26 protein-coding genes are annotated in these 24338 nt (G+C 70.9%); 10 read left to right on the top strand and 16 right to left on the bottom strand.

The features are described 5' to 3' along the window. Positions 1–79: 79 nt before the first annotated feature. Positions 80–847 carry an SDR family NAD(P)-dependent oxidoreductase gene (locus ON36_RS00260; protein ID WP_043646211.1) on the bottom strand — a complete coding sequence of 256 codons (768 nt, stop codon included), beginning with the start codon at positions 845–847 and terminating at the stop codon, positions 80–82. A gap of 158 nt (positions 848–1005) precedes the next feature. Here ON36_RS00260 and ON36_RS00265 point away from each other — a divergent pair, with 158 nt between their 5' ends. Then, positions 1006–1644, top strand: coding sequence for a TetR/AcrR family transcriptional regulator (locus ON36_RS00265; protein WP_043646213.1), 639 nt, complete (start codon positions 1006–1008; stop codon positions 1642–1644). 4 nt (positions 1645–1648) lie between these two features. On the opposite strand, the gene ON36_RS00270 is transcribed toward ON36_RS00265, so the two are convergent. The 4 genes from ON36_RS00270 to ON36_RS00285 form a co-directional block, all read right to left on the bottom strand. Continuing rightward, the gene (locus ON36_RS00270; RefSeq protein WP_043646271.1) at positions 1649–2347 is read right to left on the bottom strand and encodes a TMEM165/GDT1 family protein; all 699 of its coding nucleotides are present in this window, start codon (positions 2345–2347) and stop codon (positions 1649–1651) included. Between the two features lie 345 nt (positions 2348–2692). Beyond that, positions 2693–3217 carry a hypothetical protein gene (locus tag ON36_RS00275; RefSeq protein WP_043646216.1) on the bottom strand — a complete coding sequence of 175 codons (525 nt, stop codon included), beginning with the start codon at positions 3215–3217 and terminating at the stop codon, positions 2693–2695. 580 nt (positions 3218–3797) lie between these two features. Then, positions 3798–4421, bottom strand: coding sequence for a superoxide dismutase (locus ON36_RS00280; protein WP_043646218.1), 624 nt, complete (start codon positions 4419–4421; stop codon positions 3798–3800). Between the two features lie 160 nt (positions 4422–4581). Continuing rightward, complete coding sequence (locus tag ON36_RS00285) at positions 4582–5196, bottom strand: hypothetical protein (RefSeq protein WP_043646222.1); 615 nt, start codon at positions 5194–5196, stop codon at positions 4582–4584. 364 nt (positions 5197–5560) lie between these two features. Between ON36_RS00285 and ON36_RS00290 the strand changes: the two genes are divergently transcribed. The 4 genes from ON36_RS00290 to ON36_RS00305 all read left to right on the top strand — a co-directional run bounded on the left by ON36_RS00290 (position 5561) and on the right by ON36_RS00305 (position 8715). Then, a complete protein-coding gene (locus ON36_RS00290) occupies positions 5561–5920 on the top strand; it encodes a rhodanese-like domain-containing protein (RefSeq protein ID WP_083884816.1) in 360 nt (119 codons plus the stop codon). Positions 5921–6027: 107 nt separating this feature from the next. Further along, complete coding sequence (locus ON36_RS00295; RefSeq protein WP_052313493.1) at positions 6028–7008, top strand: DUF4328 domain-containing protein; 981 nt, start codon at positions 6028–6030, stop codon at positions 7006–7008. Then, on the top strand, positions 7005–7763 hold the full coding sequence (locus ON36_RS00300; RefSeq protein WP_043646229.1) for a glycerophosphodiester phosphodiesterase: 759 nt from the start codon (positions 7005–7007) through the stop codon (positions 7761–7763). Before ON36_RS00295 ends, ON36_RS00300 begins: the two co-directional genes overlap by 4 nt. 31 nt (positions 7764–7794) lie before the next feature. Beyond that, entirely contained in the window at positions 7795–8715 is a 921-nt protein-coding gene (locus ON36_RS00305) for a DUF5926 family protein (RefSeq protein ID WP_043646232.1), read from the top strand. Between the two features lie 96 nt (positions 8716–8811). Here the strand turns inward: ON36_RS00305 and ON36_RS00310 are convergent, their stop codons facing one another. The 5 genes from ON36_RS00310 to ON36_RS00330 all read right to left on the bottom strand — a co-directional run bounded on the left by ON36_RS00310 (position 8812) and on the right by ON36_RS00330 (position 13163). Then, positions 8812–9360 (bottom strand): ferritin, encoded by a 549-nt coding sequence (locus ON36_RS00310; RefSeq protein ID WP_043646236.1) that lies wholly within the window; start codon positions 9358–9360, stop codon positions 8812–8814. 83 nt (positions 9361–9443) lie between these two features. Next, positions 9444–9980 (bottom strand): ferritin, encoded by a 537-nt coding sequence (locus tag ON36_RS00315; protein ID WP_043646238.1) that lies wholly within the window; start codon positions 9978–9980, stop codon positions 9444–9446. 9 nt (positions 9981–9989) lie between these two features. Next, the gene (locus ON36_RS35990; protein WP_245557789.1) at positions 9990–10892 is read right to left on the bottom strand and encodes an LCP family protein; all 903 of its coding nucleotides are present in this window, start codon (positions 10890–10892) and stop codon (positions 9990–9992) included. Positions 10893–11593: 701 nt separating this feature from the next. Continuing rightward, a complete protein-coding gene (locus ON36_RS00325; RefSeq protein ID WP_043646240.1) occupies positions 11594–12373 on the bottom strand; it encodes a CPBP family intramembrane glutamic endopeptidase in 780 nt (259 codons plus the stop codon). A gap of 31 nt (positions 12374–12404) precedes the next feature. After that, positions 12405–13163: a DUF2470 domain-containing protein gene (locus ON36_RS00330; RefSeq protein ID WP_052313494.1), complete on the bottom strand. Its 759-nt coding sequence runs from the start codon at positions 13161–13163 to the stop codon at positions 12405–12407. A gap of 115 nt (positions 13164–13278) precedes the next feature. On the opposite strand from ON36_RS00330, the gene ON36_RS00335 reads away from it, so the two are divergent. From ON36_RS00335 to ON36_RS00345, 3 genes are all read left to right on the top strand, one after another. Then, positions 13279–13698, top strand: coding sequence for a hypothetical protein (locus ON36_RS00335; protein WP_043646241.1), 420 nt, complete (start codon positions 13279–13281; stop codon positions 13696–13698). Between the two features lie 66 nt (positions 13699–13764). After that, on the top strand, positions 13765–14679 hold the full coding sequence (gene pheA / locus ON36_RS00340; RefSeq protein ID WP_043646245.1) for a prephenate dehydratase: 915 nt from the start codon (positions 13765–13767) through the stop codon (positions 14677–14679). Further along, positions 14676–15347 carry a histidine phosphatase family protein gene (locus ON36_RS00345; protein ID WP_043646248.1) on the top strand — a complete coding sequence of 224 codons (672 nt, stop codon included), beginning with the start codon at positions 14676–14678 and terminating at the stop codon, positions 15345–15347. The genes pheA and ON36_RS00345 overlap by 4 nt, the downstream gene beginning before the upstream one ends. On the opposite strand, the gene ON36_RS00350 is transcribed toward ON36_RS00345, so the two are convergent. From ON36_RS00350 to ON36_RS00375, 6 genes are all read right to left on the bottom strand, one after another. Then, the gene (locus ON36_RS00350; RefSeq protein ID WP_043646250.1) at positions 15348–16178 is read right to left on the bottom strand and encodes an ESX secretion-associated protein EspG; all 831 of its coding nucleotides are present in this window, start codon (positions 16176–16178) and stop codon (positions 15348–15350) included. Then, a complete protein-coding gene (locus ON36_RS00355) occupies positions 16175–17323 on the bottom strand; it encodes a PPE family protein (RefSeq protein WP_043646253.1) in 1149 nt (382 codons plus the stop codon). Before ON36_RS00355 ends, ON36_RS00350 begins: the two co-directional genes overlap by 4 nt. Positions 17324–17354: 31 nt before the next feature. After that, a complete protein-coding gene (locus tag ON36_RS00360) occupies positions 17355–17666 on the bottom strand; it encodes a PE family protein (RefSeq protein WP_043646256.1) in 312 nt (103 codons plus the stop codon). Positions 17667–17772: 106 nt separating this feature from the next. Next, positions 17773–18111: a metallopeptidase family protein gene (locus tag ON36_RS00365; RefSeq protein WP_043646278.1), complete on the bottom strand. Its 339-nt coding sequence runs from the start codon at positions 18109–18111 to the stop codon at positions 17773–17775. Positions 18112–18125: 14 nt separating this feature from the next. Further along, on the bottom strand, positions 18126–19208 hold the full coding sequence (locus ON36_RS00370; protein ID WP_043646258.1) for a septum formation family protein: 1083 nt from the start codon (positions 19206–19208) through the stop codon (positions 18126–18128). A gap of 84 nt (positions 19209–19292) precedes the next feature. Further along, positions 19293–20990: an aldehyde dehydrogenase family protein gene (locus tag ON36_RS00375; protein ID WP_083884815.1), complete on the bottom strand. Its 1698-nt coding sequence runs from the start codon at positions 20988–20990 to the stop codon at positions 19293–19295. Positions 20991–21082: 92 nt separating this feature from the next. Between ON36_RS00375 and serS the strand changes: the two genes are divergently transcribed. Beyond that, the gene (gene serS, locus ON36_RS00380) at positions 21083–22342 is read left to right on the top strand and encodes a serine--tRNA ligase (RefSeq protein WP_043646263.1); all 1260 of its coding nucleotides are present in this window, start codon (positions 21083–21085) and stop codon (positions 22340–22342) included. 153 nt (positions 22343–22495) lie between these two features. Next, positions 22496–24238 (top strand): putative bifunctional diguanylate cyclase/phosphodiesterase, encoded by a 1743-nt coding sequence (locus ON36_RS00385; RefSeq protein ID WP_043646265.1) that lies wholly within the window; start codon positions 22496–22498, stop codon positions 24236–24238. Positions 24239–24338 lie beyond the last annotated feature (100 nt).

Below are 24338 nucleotides of genomic sequence, written 5' to 3' on the forward strand. Positions count from 1 at the left end.
GCGGCGCCCTCCCCGTGAGCCGGTGACGCACGACGGCGCCCCGCCGGGAGGGCGGGGCGCCGTCGCGCGTGTCGCGTGGTTACCGCGGGGCCATGCGCAGCGCGCCGTCCATGCGGATGGTCTCGCCGTTGAGGTAGTCGTGCTCGACGATGTCGACCGCCAGCTGGGCGTACTCGTCGGGGCGGCCGAGGCGCGACGGGAACGGCACGCCGGCCTCGAGGCCCTTGCGGTACTCCTCGGTGACGCCGGCCAGCATCGGGGTGTCGATGATGCCGGGGGCGATGGTGTTCACGCGGATGCCGAACTGCGCCAGGTCGCGCGCGGCCGGGACGGTCATGCCGTGCACGCCACCCTTGGACGCCGAGTAGGCGATCTGGCCGATCTGGCCCTCGAACGCGGCGACCGAGGCGGTGTTGATGACGACGCCGCGCTGGCCGTACTCGTCCACGGGCTCGGTCTTGGCGATGGCGTCGGCGGCCAGGCGCATGACGTTGAAGGTGCCGAGCAGGTTGACCGTGATGACGGTGCGGAACAGCTCCAGGTCGTGCGGGCCGTTCTTGGACAGGATGCGGCCCGCCCAGCCGACGCCGGCGCAGTTCACCACGATGCGCAGCGGCACGCCGGACTCGGTGATGGTCGCGATGGCCGCGGCGACCTCGTCGCCGTTGGTCACGTCGGCGGGCAGCAGGGTGACGCCCTCGGGCACGTTGTCACCGGCGCGCTCGATCGACGACGGGATGTCGAGACCGAAGACGGTGGCGCCCAGGTCGGCCAGGCGCTTGGCGGTGGCGGCACCCAGGCCGGATGCGCCTCCGGTGACGATGGCGGCGGAACCCGAAATCTCCACGATGATCCTCTCGTTGTGACTGTCTTGTTGGCGACTCGTCAATTGCACCTTAGCCGGAATCGGAGGAGACTTCGATCACGGCCGTGCGCGGCTATCGCGCAGAATGGGTAAGGACTGCCTTTGATCCTGCCTCGATGAACCCCTCCGGAGCCAGACCGATGACCGAATCGACCTCCCATCTGCGTCAGCTGCCGCGCGGACGGCACCGCCTGTCCCGCGAGGAAGTGGTGGCCTCGCAGCGTGAGCGCATTCTGGTCGCCATGGGGGAGGCGATGACCGAGGGCGGTTACGTGGGCACGCCGGTGGCGGCGATCCTCAAGCGGGCCGGGGTGTCGCGGGAGACCTTCTACGAGCAGTTCCGGTCCAAGGAGGAATGCTTCGAGGCCGCCTTCGACCGGGCCTCCGGCCTGCTGGCCGCCCGGCTCCAGGAGGTCTCCATCGACCCCTCCGAGCCGCCGCTGGACCGGCTCGACCACATCCTCGAGGCGTATCTGCGGCACCTGGTCGACGACCCCGCCGCGGCCCGGCTGTACCTGGTCGAGGTCTTCGCGGTAGGGCCCGCGGCCATCGCGGAGCGGATGGCGCTGCTGGAACGGTTCGTCGACGTGCTCGCCACCGTGCTCGGCGCGAGCACCCCCGAGCAGCGCTTCGCCTGCGAGATGCTCGCCTCGGGCATCGGCGGCATGGTCACCGGCCGGATCGCCGCCGAGGACCTGTCCGGGCTGCTGGCGCTGCGCGAACCCATCCTCGAGCTGGCTCGCCGCTCGGGCGCGCTGTTCGGGTCCGCGCTGACCTGACCGGTCAGGCGCCGACCTTCGCGGGTTCGGCCGCCGTGATCCGCCGGGCCCGCACCGCGAACACGGCGCCGAGCACCGCGGGCGGCAGCAGGGCGAGGGCGACCGCACCGAGCGTGCCGAGACCGGGTGCGAAGGCGTCGAGGGCGGTCTTGCCCGCGAAGAACAGGAACAGCAGGCCGGAGCAGAACGCGATGAGCCGCTCGGGAATGTGCCTGCCCGCCAGCTTGCCGACCGCGATGGCCAGCCCACCCGCGGCGACCATGCCCGCGACCGACCCGATCCACACCGCCAGCCAGTTGTTGCTCGAGGCCAGCGCCGCCGCGGCGAACATCGTGCGGTCGCCCAGCTCGGCCAGGGTGAACGCCGAGACGATCACCAGCAGCGCGTTGCGGGCCTTCGGGGCCGCGGGCGCATCGTCGTCGGCCTCCTCCGCCGGACCGGACGCCTCCCGCAGCGTCCACAGGCCGACCACGAGCAGCGTGAGCGCGGTGACGACGGCGATGGCGTCCGCGGGCAGCGCGGTGCCGAGGAAGTGGCCGACGCCGGCGGCGATGAGATTGACGGCCACGCTCGCCAGGGTGATCCCGGACAGGACGACCCACCAGCGGTAACGCAGCGAGAAGGTCAGGGCCATCAGCTGGGATTTGTCACCCAGCTCGGCCAGGAAGAGCACGCCGAAACTCAGCGCGATCGTGGCGATCATCGACATCAGCTCCCAGGGCTCCGGCCTGTCGGCTGAGAAACGAGGGGTGCGCTTCAGCCGACAACACGACGGATCGGTTGTTCACGGCCGAAGGTCTCGTCCACCGGTGGTGACCGGTTCGCGCAGCCGGATCGCGGGGGCGATCAGTATGTCGACTGGGCGATTGCGGGCTACTCCCCTTCGCTGCGACCCAGCCTAGCCCGATCGCCGCCGGTTTGCCAATTCTCTGTAAGCCAAATCGCAAAGGCGGCAAGAAGTTTGGCGAACCCGGCGGCAATGTTCGGTGACCCGTAGGAATGTGGTCCGGCCGGCCGTGGCGGCCGGGTTTGCCCGGCCTTCGCCCGGCTACGCGGCGAGCAGCATCGCCAGGACCGCCGTGTCCGGATCGCTGATCGGGTCCAGTCCGACCCGGCTCACCAGCGAGGTCACCGTCCCGTCGAGTTCGGCCTCCGCCCACGCCGCCCGGTGCTCGAGCCCCAGGTGCGGCACCCCAGGCAGCAGCACGCACCCCGACGCCGCGCCCGCGCATTCGGGCAGGGTGGGCCGGGTCTCGGACGGGGGATGCAGCATCAGCAGCGCCGGCGGCACGTGGTCGGCGAACCGGCCCGGCTCCAGCGCCTGCTCGCCCAGGATCGGGCCCTCGGCGACGACCAGCCCCACCGTGCCCGGCTCCGGATCGTCGGGCAGCTCCTCGCGGACGCCGAAGACCGTGGACGTCAGCAGCAGGCCCGGCATCGAGGCCACCCGAACCGCGAGCACGAGCACCTGCGCCCATTCCTTGGTGGTGTCCGGCCACCGGCCCGACACCACGAAACCCCGCAACTGTCCCCGTGCCTGGAACGGCGTGATGCCGATCGGTCCCTGGATCATGATGGCCTCCCGTGTGTCACCCGGGGGCGGCGTTGCCCGTCCTCTACGTATGACAGGAATAGCCGGAAAACCATCTGGCACACAAGTACCAAAGAGTGCTAGATGGACACGAAAAAGGGCACACCGCGAACGATGTGCCCTTCAGCTGTGGTGTCGCGAATGCGACAACCAAAGCAGGTGCGGTCCGCCCCGGGAAAGCGACCCACACGGTTGCGGCCGCCCCGGAAACGAGACCCACACGGTTGCGGCCGCCCCGGAAACGAGACCCACACGGTTGCGGCCGCCCCGGAAACGAGACCCACACGGTTGCGGCCGCCCCGGAAACGAGACCCACACGGTTGCGGCCGCCCCGGAAACGAGACCCACACGGTTGCGGCCGCCCCGGAAACGAGACCCACACGGTTGCGGCCGCCCCGGAAACGAGACCCACACGGTTGCGGCCGCCCCGGAAACGAGACCCACACGGTCTCGGCCGCCCCGGCGCCGGGGACCGAGACGTCACGCCGAAGGCGCAGTATCGGTCCCCGGCGCCGGGGTTACGAGGCCGAAACCCGCGGCGCCAGCCGCAACGGACAGAGCCCTATCCGAAGATGAGCCCCTTGCCCTGCGACACGGCGCGGGCGAAGCGGTCCTGCACGTCGGCCCAGTTGACGACGTTCCAGAACGCGGTCACGTAGTCGGCCTTGACGTTCTTGTACTGCAGGTAGAAGGCGTGCTCCCACATGTCGACCTGCAGCAGCGGGATGATGCCGATCGGCACGTTGGCCTGCTGGTCGTACAGCTGGAAGGTCAGCAGCTTCTGGCCGAGGGTGTCGTAGCCGAGGACGGCCCAGCCGGAGCCCTGCAGGCCGTTCGCGGCCGCGGTGAACTGCGCGCGGAACTTGTCGAACGAACCGAACTGGTCGTCGATCGCGGCGGCCAGCTCGCCGACCGGCTTGTCGCCACCGTTGGGGGAGAGGTTCTTCCACCAGATGGAGTGGTTGGTGTGGCCACCGAGGTGGAACGCCAGGTTCTTCTCGTTCAGGAAGATGGCGGCGTGGTCGCCGGCCTCGCGGGCGGCTTCCAGCTTCTCCAGCGCGGCGTTGGCGCCCGCGACGTAGGCGGCGTGGTGCTTCGAGTGGTGAATCTCGTTGATCTGCCCGGAGATGTGGGGCTCCAGGGCGCTGTAGTCGTAATCCAGATCCGGCAGCGTGTACTCGGCCACGTTGTCCCTTTCCTGTGTCGGGTGAGTGTGCACCCATCCTCATCGAGCACACTCTCAACCATCATTCGTACACCCGATCGGTCCAACCGAGGACGTGTGCCCCCGCATTCCTGATCGAATCAGCGCGCGCCGAAGTCCGGGTCCCGGAGGATCCGGCCGATCACAGCGGCGGCGCGATGTCCGCCTTCATCGCGCGGGCCTCGCCGCGCGCGTGGGCGTCCCACCAGCGGCGTCCGCCCGCGATGAACTCGGGCAGCGCGATCTCGGCGCCGGAGCGGTCGGTGACGGTGATTCGGTCGAACCAGACGCGCACGTCGAGTTCGCGCGGGTCGATGCCCTCCTCCTGGGAGAACTCGATGACGTGGGCGGCGATCCGCTGGTCGAGCACCGTGTCGAAGCTGAGCAGTTCGCTCCACAGTGTCCAGCCGCTGTCGTCGAGGTCGACGAACTCCCAGCCGTGCAGGCCGCCGCCGCCGAAGCTGCGGATGGCCTCGTCGAGCTGTTCGAGGGTCAACGGGAGGACCTTGGCGTCGATGTCGTCCCAGCGCTGGATGCGCAGCGAGGCGGCGACGCGGGTGACTCCGGTGAAGGTGAGCGTGACGGTGGTGTCGGTCGGCGCGGGCCCGTGCTCCTCCGGGAGGGTCAGTACCTCCAGGGTGAGCCGGATCTGCCGCGCTGTGATGTCGACCTCGGCGCCGTGGCAGGTCGATTCGGACAAAGCGGTGTTCAGGCCGGTGATGTCGAAACTGTCGAGTAGCCCCCTGCTCTGGTTCATGCGTTCAGGCTACCGATCCGCCGCCCAGATGGCGGGATTTCTGATTCTCCGCAAGTTCCTCATTTTTTATGGAACCGAAGGCGGCCGAGCGGCGTCCAAGTAGATGTCGGGTTCGGTGGGGAGACCGAAAACCGATGTCAGCGGGCGGTGCGCGCTCCGGGATTGCATGGAGGGGAGTCCCGGATCGTTCGCCGCCCGCTGTGTCACGTTCCGCGCGGCATCGCCCGGGCGGCCGGCGTGCGCGCTCGTGTGCTGAAGGATAGCTGACCGGTGTGGATCGAACTGTGGAATCTGTGGATAACCGGGATCCATCCCCAGACCGCGCACACGCTCCCCGGTGACCGGGGTCGCATGGCAGGATCGAATCGTGAGCTCCGATGTCCCGACGGTGCCGGTGGGTGAGGTGCCCGCCGTGTTCGACCACGCCGACCCGCCGCCCTCGGCGCTGCTCCTCGACGTGCGCGAGGCCGACGAGTGGGACCTGGGACACGCTCCCGGCGCCGTCCACATCCCGATGGTCGACGTGCCCGCGCGCATCGACGAGCTCGACTTCGACGCCGACCTGTATGTCGTGTGTCGGCAGGGCGGCAGATCCATCGAGGTCGTGAAGTACCTGGAGCACATCGGGCGCGAGGCGTTCCACGTCTCGGGAAGAATGGTGGCCTGGCAGAAGGCGGGCCGCCCGGTGGTCGCCGACGGTGACCACGAGGCCAAGATCTACTAGCCGGAACGGGGTGGCGGGTGAGTTCTGTGGTGCAGCCGTGTGCGCGCTGCGGCGCGCGATGGGCGGTCCAGGGCGCCCCGATGCACTGGTGCCCGCGGTGCCGCGGTGTGTTGCTGTCACCGGGCCCGGTCGACGCGCCGCCGGAGCGCCGTAACTATCGGTGGGTCGCCCGCAGGCCCGACCACCGCACCCGCCGCAGCGCCGCGACCACCCGGGTGACCGCGCCGCGCACCCCGACCCCGCGCTACACGCTGCTCCCGCAGTGGGGCCTGCGCGATGTCCCGCCGCCGGTGCCCGTCGCCCCGGTGTTGCCCTTCGACCGGTTCACCGCCCGGCGCGACCGCCTGCTGCTGCTCACCGTCGCGATGTTCGGGGTGGCGAGCCTGGCCGAGTACGGCCGGTATCTGATCCTGCTGCGCAACCGGACGAAGCTGATTCCGCAGTGGCTGCTGTGGTTCTCCGACGCGACGGTCTGGCTCTTCGGCGTCCTCGCCCCGCTCTGCGCGCTCGGCGCGGCGCTCGCGCTGACCGGCTGGCTCCTCCGCGCCCGCCGGGCGGCCTACGCCGCGCGCGGCGAGCGTGACCCGCGGTCGATGTGGTCCCAGGTGCTCGGCTGTCTCGTGCCCGTCGCGAACCTGCTGTGGCCGGGGGTGTTCCTCACCGAACTGCTCGGCGACCGGCCGGACCCGCGTACCCAGCGCACCGTCCGGATCTGGTGGGGGCTGTGGCTGGTCAGCGGTCTTTTCGTCGCGCTGTCGCTGCTGTGGCGGCCCGCGGGCACCCTGCAGGCCGAGGCGGACGGGGTGTCCTTCAGCGCCTTCACCGACCTGTGGGCCGCCGGGTTCGCGCTGTTCACGCTCTACACCGTCCGCATGATCGAAGGCCGCGACCTGCGCGGCACCGCGCGGTCGGCGCATCGCTGGGTGGTCGGCGCGGACCCGGTCCCGGAGGTGATCGCCGCGGTGACCCCGGGAACGACCGAGCCCGCCGCCACGATTGAACGCGCGAATTCCCCGGAAAAAGGTGAGAATGCCGGGGCCGAGCACGGTCGGGCCGACCGTGAGCAGGAGGAGGTTGTGGCCAAGTGAGCCAGGTGAATCGCGCGCCGTTCGTCGTCGCGCACCGGGGTTCGTCGGCGGCGCGCCCCGAACACACTCTCGCCGCCTACGAGCTGGCCCTGGAAGAAGGCGCCGACGGCGTCGAATGCGACGTCCGGCTGACCCGCGACGGTTACCTCGTCTGCGTGCACGACCGCACCGTCGACCGCACCTCCGACGCCAGCGGGCTGGTGAGCGAACTGACCCTGGCCGAGCTGCAGGACATGAACTTCGGCACCGACGACGCCCCGGCGCCGGTGCTCACGCTCAGCGACCTCATCGGGCTCGTCCTCGACTGGCGCAGCAGGCCGACCAAGCTGTTCATCGAGACCAAGCACCCGGTCCGCTACGGCGCCCTGGTGGAGAACAAACTGCTCGCCGAACTCCAGCGTTTCGGCATCGCCGCGCCCGCCTCGGCCGATCACTCGCGCGCGGTGGTCATGTCCTTCGCCGCCACCGCGGTGTGGCGGATCCGCCGGGCCGCGCCGCTGCTGCCCACCGTCCTGCTGGGGGAGTCCTCACGCTTCCTCGGCGGCGGCGCGGCGACCACGGTCGGCGCGACCGCGGTCGGCCCGTCGGTGAAAACCCTGCGTGAGCACCCCGAACTCGTCGACAAGGCCGCCGCGGCGGGCCGGGCGACGTACTGCTGGACGGTCGACGATCCCGAGGACGTGCAGCTGTGCGCCGACCTGGGCGTCAGCTGGGTGGCGACCAACCACCCGGCGCGTACCAAGGCTTTGCTGTAGGCGCCGTACCTGCGCAGTAAGGTGTGCGCTCGTGGGTAAAAGCAAGCGCAACAGTCCGAAGCCCGGAGGCAACCGGGCCCAGCGTCTCGCCGAGCGGCGGGCCGCGCAGGAGCAGGCCGCCGGAGCCGTCACGCGTCCGTTCGAGGGCCTCGCCGCCGAATGCGATCTGGTGGCGCTGCGGGAGTTCGTCCCGTCGGCGACCGCGACGTTGAAGCTGGCCCCCGGTGTGGCGGCGCAGCGCGAGGTCACCCTGGCGACCGTGCTGCCCGGCGCGGTGGCCGCGCTGGTGCGGGCCGGTGACGCGGAGGTCGGCTTCGTCGGCACACAGATGCAGCACCAGGGCACCGACCCGTCGGCCGATCTGGCGGCGGCCATCCTCTGGACCCAGTCCGCCGAGCCGGGCGAGTCGCTCAGCTACGCCGCCGCCTCCGAGGGCGGCCCGCGCCTGGCCGACGTCATCGACCCGGGCGCCGATCTCGAGCTGACCGTGCATCAGGACTTCGACTGGTGGGTGCCCGAGGGCGTCACCCCGGATCCGCAGGTGGCGGCCACCATCGAGCAGGCCAAGCAAGCGATCATGCCCTCGGCGCGGCTCGATCTCGGCGCCGACGCGGTCGGCGCCGCCTGGTGGGTGGACGCCGGGGAGAAGGCGCACGTGCGCTGGGTCCGCCCGGAGGACGAGGACGCCCTGATGCTGGCGCTGGCCCGCGTGCACGCCGCGGGCGGCCTGCACATGGGCGAGGGTTCGCGCTTCGCCGGCTCGTTCCGCACCCACGGCCTGCTGGTACCGGTCTTCGACCTGGATCGGGAGAAGCACCCGAGCGAATGGGAGGCGCCCGCACGGGAATTCGGCGCCCGCCTGGCCGAGGCCCTGGCCTCGGACGCCCCGCTGACCAGCGAGGAACGTCGTTCCCGCGACGGCCTGCGGTCGCGTCAGGTGACGCTGCGCTGATCGCGGCGCCTACGCGCAGAAACGGGTCGGGTTCCCCGGGGGAACCCGACCCGTTCGTGTCGAGAAACGCTCAGCTACCGGCGCCGCGGCAGCCGGTCAGAGATGCCCGCCTGCCGTCGACGGGGCGCCGGTGGTGTCCGACGGTCCGCTCATCTCCCGGGCGATGAAGTTCTCCAGATCGAACAGGTTGGACCCGGCGCGATCGGTGATGTTGAGCAGCGTGTTCATGTTGGCGACTTCCTCGACCTGCTCCTTGAGGAACCACTGCATGAACTGCTCGCCCAGGTAATCGCCTTCCTCGCGGGCCGTGCTGGCCAGGCGGACGATCTGATCGGTGACCGTCTTCTCCTGGGTGAGCGCCAGCGCGATGGCCTCGCGCGGGTTCTCGAACTTCGACTTGGCGGCATCCACACCGGACAGGTCGATGTTGATGTCCCGGTCCAGGAAATACTGGACGATCATCATGGCGTGATTGCGTTCTTCCACGGCCTGGGCGTAGAAGCGCTTGGCCAGCTGGGGCAGATCCGCATTGTCGAACCACACCGCGATGGCGATGTACTGGTGTTCGGCGTTGAACTCGTGCCGGATCTGATCAGCCAGCAGGCTGTGGAATTTGCTGCGGGGGGCTTCCGAATGACTCGACATGATCGTCACGTTAGCCCTGGATATACGCGGCTGTCATCCAAGTGCAACCTTATTGAGCACAGCCTTATTGAGGGTAGTATTTCCTAAATTCGGCCTGTTCCGGCCATTTTCGGCGCCGTCGTGTCGGCGGCGACGGTACTGCGCAGCTCGCGCCGGATGAACTCTTCCACGTCGAAGAGATTGCCGCGCCGGTCGAGCACCGTGAGCAGGGTCGTCATTCCGGCGGTGTCCTCGATCTGTTCCTTGAGGAACCATTGCACGAATTGTTCGCCGAGGTAATCATCGGACCGTCGTGCGGCGGCGGCGAGTTCGGTGATCTGGTCGGTGCGGGTGCGTTCGGTGTCGAGCAGGAATGCGACCGCGGCCCTCGGCGAGTCGAAGGCGGAGCGGACCTCGTCCAGCCCGCCGATCTCGACCGCCTGATCCCGGTCGAGCAGGTACTGGACCATGCGCAGGGCGTGCCCGCGATTCTCCCCGGAACGGGCATAGCACTGCGCCGCCAGCTGCGGCAGCCGCTGGGCGTCGAAATAGACTGCCGCCGCGAGATATTGCTGTGCCGCGGTCAACCCGTGCCGGATCTGAGCGCGCAGCAGATCGGTGAACGAACGGTCGTCGGACATGATTCGACGTTACCGCGTGAGCAGGTCCTGGGGAATCGGCTTGTCCTCGGCCAGGGCCTCGAAGAACGAACTCGCCTTCGCCTTGTCCCAGAGCAGGACGTTCCCGACATCGGTATCGTCGAATCCGCCGATCGGGACCGTGGTGGTGACGGTCTCGCCGCGCATCGCCCAGCCGAGGGCGCCGATGTTCCAGATGTGGTCGCCGGTGTCCACCTTGAGGGACTTCGCGACGTCACCCGCCATCGGCCACAGCACGAACGGATTCACCAGGCTGCCCGCCGAGGTCGCCTTCTTCAGCAGCGCCGACATGAACATCCGCTGGTGGTTCATGCGGTCGATGTCGGCCAGCGCGGTGGCGCGGGTGCGGACGAAGCCGAGAGCCTGCGGCCCGTCGAGGGTCTGGCAGCCCTGCGGCAGTTCGAGCCCCGCCAGCGGATCGGAGATGGGCTGGTCGAGGCAGACCTCGATGCCGCCCAGCGAATCGACGACGCCGGCGAATCCCGCGAAGCCGATCTGCCCGTAGTGGTCGATGTGGACGCCGGTCGCCTGCTCGACGGTCTGGACAAGCAGCGGCGCGCCACCGAAGGCGAAGGCGGCGTTGAGCTTGTCCTTGCCGTGCCCCGGGATGCTGACGTAGGAGTCGCGCGGGAGGCTGACCATCGTCGTCGCGCCCGAGGACGGGATGTGCACCAGCATGATCGTGTCGGTGCGTTCGGGCCCGGTGTCGCCGCCGGTGGCGAGCTCCTGTTCCTGTTCGGGCGAGAGGTCACCGCGACCGTCGGAGCCGACCAGCAGCCAGTTGGTGCCGGGAGTGTCGCCCGGTCGGCCCTGGTAGTTCGCCAGCGCCGGGATGCGGGTGAGCGAGTTGTCCAGATGAATGACCCCCGCGACGAGCGCGCCGACCAGGACCACGATCAGCAGCAGGAACCAGCGGCCGAGGTGCTTCTTGCGGCGCGGCCTCCGGCCGCCCGCGCCGGGGGACGCGTCCGTCGCCGGGCGGCGGGGGCGTTCGGCGCGGCGGTTCGTCGCGGTGGGGGACCGGTCGCTGGGTCGGGGCGTGGCGCTGCTCGCGCCGCGGCGCGGGGGCGGCGGGCCGGGCCTTCGGGCGCGCGGGGGCCTCGTAGGGGGCCTGCGAGTAGGCCAGCGGCTGCTCGCCGCGGCCGTCGCGATGCATGACCTGCGTGCGCTCGACCGGTGGCCTGCGCCGGTCGCCCGGTCCGCCGTAGCGGACCGTCGGCTGCTCGGCGGGATCGTGGGACGGCCCGCGCTGGGGCCTGGCGTGCGGCGGCTGGTGGCCCGGCGCGCCGGGAAAGCCGTGCTGGGGGCCGCGGCGCACGGTCGGGTCGTCTTCGCGGGGCGCGCCGCCGCGGGAACGGGGCGGGTAGGGGGCGCCGCCGCGGCCGGGTGGTGGCGGCGGCGGGCCACCGCCGGGGCGGCCCTGGGGCGGCACCCGGCGGTTCCGTGCGTCATCGCGGGGAGCGTCGCCGTTCATCATCTCGAACTCTACTGGTCGCCGGGGTCGCGGACCGGCTGCGTGGTTGTCCTTACAGGATCCGCCACCGGGCGGTTTCCGTTAGCGCGAAACGCGGGTTTTCCTCGCGGCGCGCCGGAGATCACGGCAGCCAGGAGACGCGCCCGCGCAACGCGGTGTACCCGAGGTAGGCGACCGCGTCGATGAGGGCGTGCGCGAACACCAGCGGCCACAGCCGGTTGGTCCGCTGCCAGTAGCGGCCGAAGATCACGCCCATGACCAGGTTCCCGAGGCCGCCGCCGAGCCCCTGATACAGGTGGTAGCTGCCGCGCAGCAGCGCCGAGGCGGCCAGGGACTTGTTCTGCGACCAGCCCAGCTGCCGCAGCCGGGTCAGCAGGTAGGCCACCACGATGACCTCCTCGGCCACGGAGTTCGCGCAGGCCGACAGGATCAGCGCGGGCAGCCGCCACCAGTGCTCGCCCAGCGAGCTGGGCACGATGGTGACGCTGACGCCCAGCGCGTGCGCGACGAGGTACAGGCCGAGGCCCGGCAGGCCGATGATCGCGGCCAGCGCGAGGGCGGGCAGGCCGTCGCCACGCCAGGTGGGGCGCGCGAGGCCGATCAGCCGCGGCCCGAGGCCGCTGCGCCACATCAGATACAGCCCGAGCGCGGCCCACGCCGCGAGCCGCGCGACTCCGACCAGCTGGAAGGCCAGATCCAGCAGCGACTGCGCCGACCGGGACGCGTTGAGCGCCACCGTCCGCTCGGCGAGGCCGCCGGGCGCGAGCGCGGAGTTCAGCAGCGACAGCGCCGCGCTGATGCCGCTGAGCCCGAAGGTCACCATCAGGACGACGGCGATCTCGACCCGGATCCCGAACCGTTCCCGTTCGCTCAGCGGGGCATCGGGTTCATCGACTCGCATAGCGCGGAGTGTATGCCGCGCGGCGCGGCGGTCAGGAGGTGGCGAATCCCCGTGCGCGCGAGCGGCACAGCAGCTGCACCGCGTAGCTCAGCGATTCCACGTCGGTGGCGGGGCTCAGGAAGGGCAGCCGCACGTCGTGATCGCCGTCGGTCCCCTCCACCCGCAGCGTGAGTCCGAAACGGTCGAGCGCCAGCGGATGCACCGGGTAGGAACGCAGTTCGGCCGGGACGTGGCGGGTCAGCGCCTCCACGACGTCGGCGTGGTCCTCCGAGAGGTGCTGCAGCCAGGCCGCCTCCATCTCGCAGAACGGGTCCTTGCGCGCGGCGCGCAGCGCGGTGTGGTCGACCGATTCGGCGCCGGTCGCGTCGGCCAGCACCGCCGAGTTCACCAGGACGCGCAGCAGCGTGGTGGTGTGCCCGACGTCGAGCAGCGACGGATGCGGGAACTCCTTGGCGATCTCACCGGCCAGCGCGCGCTGGGCCCCCGGCGGCACCTGCCGGACCCAGCCGCGCAGCCACACCAGCGCGCGGACGGGTTCGCGCACGGGCAGCGGGGCGTGATCGGTGATCTCGACGACGGCGGGGGTCTCGTTGGCGGTCGCGGCCAGCGCGGCGGCCAGCGCCGTGGTCGGCACCGCGACGACGGCGTCACCGCAGGCGCGCAGGTGGTGCAGGGTGGTGGGGACGGGGTCGACGCCGGGCAGGGCGAGGACCGCGGTCTCGGCGTTGGCGCAGGCGTTGCGGACCCGCTCGGCGGCGGTCGGCGCCAGGGTGGTGGTCGAGCTCGGCATGCAAACCTCCGCGGTGATGTTTAGGTAAACCTAAGCTAAGTTATGCGAGTGATCCGCGCAACCCTTCGGCTCGCCCCGATGCCGACCCGATGCCGTCCGCCGATACGGTGAGCGGATGAGCCACGACGAGCACGCCGGCGCGGGGGAGCCCGTCCTGATCAGCCTCTCGGCCCCGGCCCGCCGCAGCCTGGTCACCGGCCTGCTGCGCCCGGCGGGCAGCTCCGCGCCCGGGGAACGGGTCGTCGACGCCGACATCCCCGACACAGACCTGGCCGCCTTCCTGGCCGGCGCCGCCCACGCCGACACCGGCTTCGTCGCGCGCACCGATGACGGCGCCCGCGCCGTCGCGGTGGTCGCGGGCACCGTGGCCGCGCTCATCGGCGACGACATCCCGCGCGCGCTGACCGACCCCGACATCGCCTTCCTCACCGGGTTGAAACCACCCGCTGTCGAAGCCTTGCGCGGGGTGCTGCTCGGCATCGAAACGGGAGCCGAAGCCCTCGTGAGCGCCGCGCTGACCGTGCTGGAACCCTGAGGGAAATCCGGTCCGCCCGGATCGCGCAACCGCCCCGCACTCCGCGGCGCGCCATAAACTGACGGGGTGCCGCGCATCGCATACTTCGGTCCCTCCGGGACCTTCACCGAAATGGCTCTGGCGAACTTCGAGTCCTCGGGGGCCTTCGACGGCCTCGTCGAGCGGGTCGCCGCGCCGAGCCAGGGCGCGGCGCTGGAACTGATCCGCAAGGGAGAGGTCGACGGCGCCGTCGTGCCGATCGAGAGTTCGGTGGAGGGATCCATCCCCGCCACCCTCGACTCGCTGGCTATCGGCCCGCGTCTGCAGATCGTCGCGGAGACCGAACTCGACGTCGCCTTCACCATCGTCGCCCGCCCCGGCACCGAACTCGCCGCGGTACGCACCATCGCCGCCTACCCGGTCGCGGAGGCGCAGGTGCGGGAATGGATCGCGCGGACCCTGCCGGACGCCCGGGTCCAGACCGCCGCCTCCAACGCGGCCGCCGCCGAGGACGTCGCCGCGGGCCTGGCCGACGCGGCGGTGTCCACGGCCCTGGCCGGGCAGCGTCGCGGCCTGATCGCCCTGGCCGACGGCGTGGCCGACCACGACCAGGCCGTGACCCGTTTCGTCCTGGTCACCCGACCCGGCCCGGCGCCCGCGGCGACCGGCGCCGACCGCACCTCGATCGTGCTCGAACTGACCAACGAGCCCGGCTCGCTCATGCGGGCCTTCGCCGAATTCGCCACGCGGGGTGTGGATCTGACACGCATCGAATCCCGGCCCACGCGAACCGGCATGGGCACCTACCGTTTCTACCTGGACTGTGTCGGCCACATCGACGATCCCGCCGTCGCCGAGACACTCAAGGCACTGCATCGCACGGCCCGGATCCGCTTCCTCGGTTCCTGGCCCGCGTCGTCGGCGACGGGCACCCCGCCGCCGTCGGACGAGCCCGCCGCCGAGTGGCTGACCCAGTTGCGAAAGGGGGTCGCTGACCTATGACCACCAGGCCCGCCCGCCTCGTCCTCGTCCGGCACGGCGAGACCGAGGGCAACGTCGCCCGCATCCTGGACACCGCCCTGCCCGGCCTGCCGCTCACCGAACGCGGTGTGGCGCAGGCGAAAGCGTTCGGCACCGGACTGCTCGCCCCGCCGCGGGTGCTGCTGTCGTCCCAGGCCCTGCGCGCGCGGCAGACCGCCGCGCACATCGAGGAGGCGTCCGGGGTGACCGCCGGCGTGCTCGACGGCGTCTACGAGGTCCAGGCGGGCGCGCTGGAGGGCCGTTCCGACCACGCGGCGCACGCGGAGTTCCAGGCGATCTATCACCGTTGGCACGCGGGCGAACTCGACGTGCGGCCCGAACGCGGCGAATCCGGCAGCGATGTGCTCGGCCGCTTCCTGCCCGCCATCGCCGACCTGCGCGAGCAGTACTTCACCGGCGACGACGAGGGTGACGTCCTCGTGGTGGTGCACGGCGCCGCCATGCGGCTGGTGGCCAACGTGCTGGCCGGCGTCCGGCCGCCGTTCACCACCAACAACCATCTCGACAACACCGAGACCATCGAACTGCTGCCCACGGCCGACGGCGGCTGGCAGTGCCTGCGCTGGGGCCGGTTCACCCCGCCCTTCGGCGTGAAGGCCGAACGAGGCGCCGACGACCCGATGGGCTGATCAGCTCTCGGTGCGCGCCAGCGGGAATTCGGTGCGCACCGGCAGCGATTCGATCAGATCCTGCACGGCGGTGCGCAGCCGCGCGGGCGTGCCCGAGGCGATCGACGACCACTTCACCCCGTCGTCGGACATGCTCGCGGTGATGACGAAACGTCCCGCGCGCGTGTTGAACACGGCGATGTGGTTGTCGAGGATGTCGCGGGTGCCGTCGCCGTAGGCGACGCCGACGATCTCGGCGTAGGAATGGATCTCGACCAGCGCCGACGCCAGGGTCTGCGCATCCGTGGCGGGATGGGCGATTTCGGTGAGGCGGCGGGCGGTGGCCGCCGCGTCGCCGGTGTCGCCGAAGATCGGTGCCAGGACCTCGGTCGGCGCGTTGAGCCCGTAGAGCTCGAGCGCCTCGGCCGGGCCGAGCGCCTGCAGCACGGTGCCCGCCAGATCGATACCGGCGTGATCGATCACGTAGGAGTCCGGCCCGCGCAGGGCGACGACCGCGAGATCGTCGCCCTGCGCCAGGCAGAACCGGTTGACCTGGCCCGACACCACCCAGCGCAGCGCGATGATCCACTGCGGGCGGTACAGCGTGCGCAGGCGGGCCACCAGCTCCCCGGGAACTTCCTCCCCGAACAGCAGTTCCCGCGCGCGCAGCGACTCGGCGGCCGCGGCCATGGCCGCGTCGTGGGCCGTCACGTTGTCGTAGCGGCCCTTGGCGTCGAGAACGACGGGCATCTCGTCGAGTTCGAGATGCTCCAGCAGGTACTGCATCTCGTCGAGCGATAGCACCACCGCTTCGAGCAGCGAGTGCCCGCCGTCGCCGCCGAGTACCGTCATTTCACGGTCGACAGGTCCGCGCCGATCACGCCGTCCGTGGTGGCGAGGCCGTCGGTGAAGTGATCGCCACGGCCGTAGTCGGCGGACTTGTGCTCGGACTCGTCGTCGTCGGAGCTGCGCGCCTGGTTGCCCAGCAGCGGGTTGCCGTTGCTCGCGGTGCGCACCGGGGCCGCGTTGTCGAGACGGGTGACCACGGCGTCCGAAACCGGCGCGGCCGCAGGCGCGTTGGCGGCGGGTGCGCCCCAGCCCTCGGGCAGCTTGAGCTGACCGGCGCCGAGCGAGCTGCCCCCGCCGGACAGGGTGGCCGACCGCGTCGCGCTCGCCGCGCCCGCGCCGGCGCCGACCGCGCCCACGCCCATCATGGTCGGCGCGGCGACCGAAGGCACCGAGGCGGCCGAGGTCGCCGCGGACAGCGCCGAACCGGCGATGTTGCCGACGGTGCCGACGCCACCGCTCGCCACCGAACCGGCGACGTTGGCCGCCTGGGTCGCGGCGCTGACAACGCCCGGATTGCTCACGAAGGCCTGGGCCGCGGCGGCCACGGTGGACACCGGGTCCTCACCGAAGGCCTGCTCGCCGCTGGTCGCCTCCGCGGTGCCCGCGCCGTTGGCGATGGGCGGCGGGGTGAAGAACTCGCCGGGCGTGGCGACGGTGGCCGAGGTGGCCGCCTCGTAGGTCTCCATGACCAGCGCGGCGCGAATGTCCATGGCGTTCTTGGTGACTTCGGCCGCCTCGAAGGCGCCGGACACCACGCCGGGCGGGTTCGCCGAGGCGACGACCGCGCCGTTGGTCGCGATGATCTCGGGCAGGCTGGGCATGGCCAGCGAGGCCACGGTGTAGGCGGTGGCGTTGGCCGCGCACTTGGCGCCCATGGTCGCGGCCATCACGCCCTGCTGCTCGGCCCAGCCGAGGAACGGCGCGAGACGCCCGAGCACGGCCAGGCCGTTGACACCCTGCAGGCCGACACCGACCTCGGCGATGACCCGGGCGACGGTCGCGGTCGCGTCGACCCACGCGGCGGCCAGCGTGCCCCACGAGGTGGCCGCGGCCGAGATCGGGATGGCGTGCGCACCGGCGTTGAGCATGGTCGAGTTCGCCTCGGCCATGCGGGGCAGCCAGAACACCCCGGTGATTCCTGCGGTCATGCTTCTCTCCCCTGAAAGTCGTGCGGTCGCGTCAGACCTGGACGGCGTTGATCGTCGCGGCGCGGACCACGTCTTCCCCGATGTGCGTGGCCAGCTGCGACCGCAGGGTCGCCGCCGCGTGGTGCAGCTCGAGAATGCCCTGCGCCATCGACGAATCGTGCGTGCCCGCAGCCTTGTTGAAGTGCGTGGCCGCCAGCAGCGACACCTCTTCGGCGCCCGACGGCAGCACGTGCGTGGCCGGCCCGGCGATGGTCGCCACCGCGGCCAGGCGCTCGGCGAGCAGATCCAGCTCGGCGGCTGCGGCGAGCACGGCTTCCGGCGCGACGAGAATGTGTCCGACCATGACTCGACTCCTTCTAGTGGCGTCTACCGGGAACCACGAGAATTCCCCCTACGAGTGATAGGACGCGACAGCTACGCGATCGGTTCCATCGAATCCCCACCTTTTCCTAGCCCCATCCCAGCTCATGCAACCGGTCGTCGTCAATCCCGAAATAGTGCGCTATCTCATGGATCACGGTGATCGCGACCTCTTCGGCCACCTCGCCCTCGCTGCGGCAGATGTCGAGGATAGCGTCCCGGTAGATGGTGATCGTATCCGGCAACGCGCCCGCGTACGTCGTGTCGCGCTCGGTCAGCGCGATGCCGTGATACAGCCCGAGCAGGCCCGGATCCTCGTCGTTGCGCGGTTCGACCAGCACGACGACGTTGTCGATGGCGCGGGCGAGCTGCTCGGGGATCATGTCGAGCGCCTCACCGACCAGTTCCTCGAACCGATCGGCGCTCATCGCCACGCCCACAGCTACCTCGGCTGCGGCTGCGGCGGCAGCGGGGCGGCGCCCGGCAACGGCGCGGGCGTCGAGCGGCCGGAGTTCGGCGGCGGCACCGGTGCCTGGCCGTTGATCAGGATCTCGCCGCGGGCCGAGCCGACGATCGGCGCGAAACCCTCACGGTCGGCCCCCTTGCCGATCCAGCAGTCCAGCTTGTGACTGCCTGCCAGCCAGCTGCTCGCCTCGACGTAGTCGAAGAACAGGGTCAGCGTCTTGTTGCGGATGGCGTCGGCGCTGCCGAGATAGTCGGTGGAGATGCGGGTGCACTCCTGCTCGACGAAGCGGTCCTGATCCGCTTCCGACGGCGGGCCGCCGGTGAACTGCCCGGCCAGATCGACCTGACCGACGACCTCCACCGAATGCTGCTGGGAGCAGTCGACCGGGTCGGTCGGCAGGTTCTGGTTGATGCCGAGGCAGACGCCCGCGTCGTGCACCTTGGACTGGTCCTGGCCGTGGATGCCGCCGGTGGTCGCCACCACGCCTGCGCTCGAGGCCGCCTGCACGCCGCAACGCAGCGTGCGGTCCCCGTGCGCCCAGCCGTCGGGGCTCGGCGACATCACGTTGACCACGTACTTGCCGCGCGGGTCCAGCCGCCCGTTCAGGTACTGCTGCACGGCGGGCACACAGTGCTCGTCCTTGAGCTCGGTCATCCGCAGCGAATCGGGGTGGCGGGTGCCCTCACCGAACTCGCGGCCCGGGTACTGGCTCAGATCGACCACCGCGGCCACCTCGAACTGGTGCTTGTCGGCGCAGTTCACCTTCACCAGGTCGCTGCGGTCGGCCTTCGACCAGGTGAGGCAGTCGCCCGCGGCGGCGCTGCCGAACACCCGGTCGCGGACCACCGGCTCGGCACCGGGCTGGTGCGCCTCCAGGCCCTTGTCGTTGTCGAACCCGGTGATGAACATCGTCACCAGGGCGGCGACTACCGCGCCGAGAGCGCCGATCAGCAGCCCCCAGCGCAGTTTCGTCGCCGACAGGTTGCGCCCGGATCCGGCCGCCTCCGCGCGGCGCCGGCTCCGCGGCGTGGTCCTCTGTTCCGAATCCTTCTCCGACATCGGTGCCCATCCTATGGGAGCTGTGCTGGTGGAGCGCCGGCGCGCTCGGGTGCGGTCGCGTTGCGGGTGGCGGCCTGTGCCGCGCTATCCGCGCAGGGCGGAGGCGAAGATGCCGGCCAGGCGGGTGGGCTTGCCGTCGCCGTAGAACTCGGTGAGCTTGCGGCCGGTCGCGGTGGCGGTCTTGTTGGAGACGAACCACGGCGGCTTCGGGCTCAGTGTGAACTCGCCGGTGAGGATCGACCGCGGCGCCGGGCGGAACGGGCCGCGCACGACCGTGCGCTCCACGTCGTCGAGCAGGAAGGCGTTGTGTACGACGCCGACACCGCTCTGGATGTCGTCGAGGGTGTGGCCGGGGAAGGCGCCCCAGCTAGCCCGTGGGGTCAGGAAGGCGACGCCGGTCCAGGCGTTGATCGCCACCGTGCCGTAGCGCAGCCGCTCCACCGCCGCGTCGAACGCCGCGCCGAGCTCCTTCAGGGTGCGCGGATGCGCGATGATGTTCGCCCCGAGCGTGCCCATCAGCTCGTCGTTGGCGAAATCGACCGCGCGGTCGAGGTATTCGGTGCCGGTGCCGGGCAGTTCGACCACGCCGAGCACGGGGGAGAAGTACTCGGTGCGCAGCAGCGCGGTGTCCGTGGCGGGCAGGTTCTCCACCAGCACCCGTCCGCCGGAGCGCTCGGAGCCGGGGTAGCTGCCCACCGCGGCGGCCACCCGCTGATCGCTGCCCGGGTAGTAGGCGATGCGGGCGGGGGCCTCGTCGACGGCGGTGCGCAGCGCGGCGAGGAAGTCCTGTTTCTGCGGCCAGTCGGCGGGCAGCACCACGGTCTGCGCGGCCACGCAGTTGTAGCCGCCGTTGTGCAGACGCTGGGTGGCCACGTGCTCGGCCTGGAACTTCAGGTCGGCGGCCGACCACTCGCCGGGCAGCACGATGCAGGGCGCGACGCCGCCGAGTTCGCTGGTGATCGGCTTGTCGAGCAGCGGGGTGCCCTCGGCCTTGCGCCGGGCGCCTTCTTCGCCCGGGCCCCAGACGATGGCGTCGTGGGTGGGCGCGCCGCCGGTCATGTGCACGTGCGCGACCTTGGGATGCCGGACGAGGTAGCCGCCCTCCTCGGCGCCGCCGGTGAGGATGCGGACGACGCCGAGGTCGATGAACGGCGCGAAGATGGCCTCGAAGACGGGCAGCAGGGGGTCGGTGATCGGGTTGAGCTTGAGCGCGACCACCCGATTGTTGGCGTAGAGCTCGTAGAGGGTGTCCAGCGGCGCGATGGACATGATGTTGCCCGCGCCGAGCACCGCGCCGACGCCGCCGGTGGCGGCCGGGTCGAGCTGGGCCAGCCCGGCCTTGCGCCGCGCGGTGGCCGCGTCGACGCCGGGGCGTAGCCACACGTCCGCGCTGAACCCGTTGAGCAGCAGCTTGTCGTAGACGCCGTGGGGGAGGGCGGGCACCGTGACCCGGCCGCCGGGCGCCGTGCCGAGCCGCACGCCCGCGATCGGGCTCCGGCCGTGTTCGAGCGCCGACACCGACTCCGAGAGCGCGGCCAGGCCGGCCAGCAGCGTCATCGGACCCGACATCCACTCCTCGCCGACCAGCGGGCTGGCCGGATCGAGCTTCTTGACGGTGCGCGCCGCCGCCACCCACGCCTCGGCGTGCTCGGCGGTCAGCGCGTGGGCGCGGTCGAGCAGCTCGCGACGTCGTGCGAGCCCGGTATCGGACCAGGTCTTCTCCCCTGCGGTGAGTTCGTCGAGCGCGGAATCGATGACTGCGGAATCGAATGTGGGAGCCACAGAAGCAACTATGCCCCTCTCCACCGCCGGGAGCCAGGGAAAGACCGCACCTGTGGATAACCTGGTTGCGGCGGCCACTAGGCTGTTTTCCCATGATCGACCTCCGATTCCTGCGCGAAGATCCGGAAGCCGTCCGTGCCTCGCAGCGGGCCCGCGGCGAAGACCCCGCGCTCGTCGACGCACTGCTGGAAGCCGACTCCGCGCGCCGCGCCGCGGTGGCGACGGCGGACAACCTGCGCGCCGAGCACAAGGCCATGGGCAAGGTCATCGGCAAGGCGAGCAAGGAGGAGCGCCCGGCGCTGCTCGCGCAGGCGTCCGACATGTCGGCCAAGGTCAAGGAGGCCGAGGCGGCCCAGCACGCGGCCGACGCCGATCTCGACGCCGCGCATCGCGCCATCTCGAACGTGGTGCAGGAGGGCGCGCCCGCGGGCGGCGAGGACGACTACGTGGTCCTCGAGACCGTCGGCACCCCGCGCGCGTTCGACTTCGAGCCCAAGGACCACCTCGAGCTCGGCGAGGCGCTCGGCCTGATCGACATGGAACGCGGCGCCAAGGTCTCGGGGGCGCGCTTCTACTTCCTCACCGGCAACGGCGCCCTGCTCCAGCTCGGTCTGCTCCAGCTGGCCGCGCAGAAGGCGGTGGCCAACGGCTTCACCATGATGATCCCGCCGGTGCTCGTGCGCCCGGAGATCATGGCAGGCACCGGCTTCCTCGGCCAGCACTCGGCCGAGGTCTACCACCTCGCCGACGACGACCTCTACCTCGTCGGCACCTCGGAGGTGCCGCTGGCCGGCTACCACGCCGACGAGATCCTCGACCTCGGCGAGGCGGGCGCAAGGCGCTACGCGGGCTGGTCGTCGTGTTTCCGCCGGGAGGCGGGCAGCTACGGCAAGGACACCCGCGGCATCATCCGCGTGCACCAGTTCGACAAGGTGGAGATGTTCGTCTACACCACCCCGGACCGGGCCGCGGCGGAGCACCAGCGCCTGCTGGGGTGGGAACGCGAGATGCTGGCCGCCATCGAGGTGCCCTACCGGGTGATCGATGTCGCCGCCGGTGACCTGGGCAGCTCGGCCGCCCGCAAGTTCGACTGCGAGGGCTGGGTGCCGACCCAGCAGACCTACCGCGAACTCACCTCGACCTCGAACTGCACGACCTTCCAGGCCCGCAGGCTCTCGGTCCGCTACCGCGACGAGAACGGCAAGCCGCAGATCGCGGCCACGCTCAACGGCACGCTGGCCACCACCCGGTGGTTGGTCGCCTTGCTGGAGAACCACCAGCAGGCCGACGGTTCCGTGCGGGTGCCCGCGGCGCTGGTGCCGTTCGTCGGCACCGAGGTGCTGACTCCATAGTCCGTTCCACTGTTTGCCGGACCCACATTTGTGGCATGTGGCAAACGCCCTGACCCGACTACCTCTAGGCTGGTGCACGTGCGAGGAATCGGGGCGCGCGGCGATACCCGAACCCGGGTGCGGGCCGCATCGGCGCTGGCGACAGCGAAAGTCATGGCCCGTACCACCGGGGCGTTCTACGTTCTCGGTGGTGTCCTCGGCCTGACCATCACGGCCGTGGCACCGGGGGACGACGGTAATCGGGCGCTGGTTGGTACGGCGGCAGCGATCGCGCTGGTGCTGGGTCTGACGCTGCTGGCGTGGGGCCCGCGGATGCCGCACGCCCTGCATCACGCCTACCTGGCGACCGCCGCCGTGCTGGTCACCGTCGCGGTGCACTCCTTCCCGAACGAGGTCGGCGGGATCACGCTGGCGTCGTTCTACGTGTTCGTCGCCTGCGACGCGGCGCTGTTCTTCGCCTGGTCACAGGCGTTGGCGCACATCGGTTTCGCGATGTTGCTGTGCCTGCTCGTCCTGCCGAGCCGCGGCCTGCCGTGGTGGTCGGGCCTGATCCCCGCCGGTGTCACCTTCGGCGCGGGCGTCGTCGTCGGCATCCTGACGCGCATGGCCTCGGAGGCCGACATCGATGTGCTGACAGGTTTGCTGAACCGCCGCGGTTTCGAGAAGCAACTGAATGTGGCCATCGACGCCGCGGGCCGCAACGGCCAGGGCCTCGCCCTCGTCCTGGTCGACCTCGACCGCTTCCAGAAGATCAACGACCATCTCGGCCACCGGGCGGGCGACGCCGTGCTGCAACGGGTCGCCGACACCTGGGCTGATCTGCTCGCGCCCGGCCAGGTGCTCGCCCGCTTCGGCGGTGACGTCTTCGCGCTCGCCCTGCCCGGCACCACCGAGCAGGCGGCGATCCTGCTGACCGAGGAACTGCGCGCCGCCGTGACGACGGGTTGCTCGGCGGGTGTCACCTCCTGGCAGCCGGGCGAGTCGGCCTCGCTGCTGGTCAGCCGCGCCGACGTGGGCCTGTACCGGGCCAAGCAGGCGGGCCGCAACCGCACCGTGCTCGAGTCCTCCCGGCAGCTGCCGCTGGCCGTCGAGCTGCGGGAGGCGATCGACACCGGCGCCCTCGACGTGCACTACCAGCCGATCGTCAGCCTCACCGAGGACGGCAACCAGGCCGTCGCGGTGGAGGCGCTGCTGCGCTGGTCGTCCAACGCCCAGCCCGAGGTCACCACCGAGGGCCTGATCCGCGTCGCCGAGGAATACGACCTCATCTCCGACCTGGACGAGCTGGTCCTGCGCCGGGCCTGCGCCGACGCCGCGCGCCTGCAGGAGACGTTCGCCTCGCTCGCGCTGACCCTCAACGTCAATGTGAGCGGCCTCGAGCTGGCCGAGCCGGATTACGCCGAGCGCGTCGCCAACATCCTGTCCGCCACCGGCTGGCCCGCCGACCAGCTGGTCCTCGAGGTCACCGAGAGCGAGCTGGCCGCGGAGTCGCAGACCGCGATCGCCAACCTGCACACCCTGCGTGACCGGGGCGTGCGCATCGCCATCGACGACTTCGGCACCGGCTATTCCTCGCTGAGCAGGCTGGCGACCATCCCCAGCGACATCCTGAAGGTCGACCAGTCCTTCGTCGCGGCCATCCGTTCCGACTCGCCCGCCCCGCCGCTGCTCGGCGTCATCGCGGCGCTGAGCAAGTCGCTGGACCTGCAGGTCATCGCCGAGGGCGTGGAGACCGAATACCAGGCCGCGGTGCTGACCGAGCTGGGTTTCGCGCTCGCCCAGGGTTACCACTACAGCGATTCGCATCCGGTCTCGGAGCTGCTGGCCGACCTGAACGGCCAGGGCACCGGCTCGGACGACGACGCGCTCCCCGCCGACGGCTGGGTCGAGGTCTGATTCCACGGAAATCCGGTTGACCCGACCCGGCCCTCGGGACGACCATGGACCCATGCGCTTGATCGTCTACGGCTATTGACTCCGCTCCCCGGGCGGGGTG

The sequence above is a fragment of the Nocardia thailandica NBRC 100428 genome (assembly GCF_000308795.1).
In the GTDB taxonomy this organism is placed as follows: Bacteria; Actinomycetota; Actinomycetes; order Mycobacteriales; family Mycobacteriaceae; genus Nocardia; species Nocardia thailandica.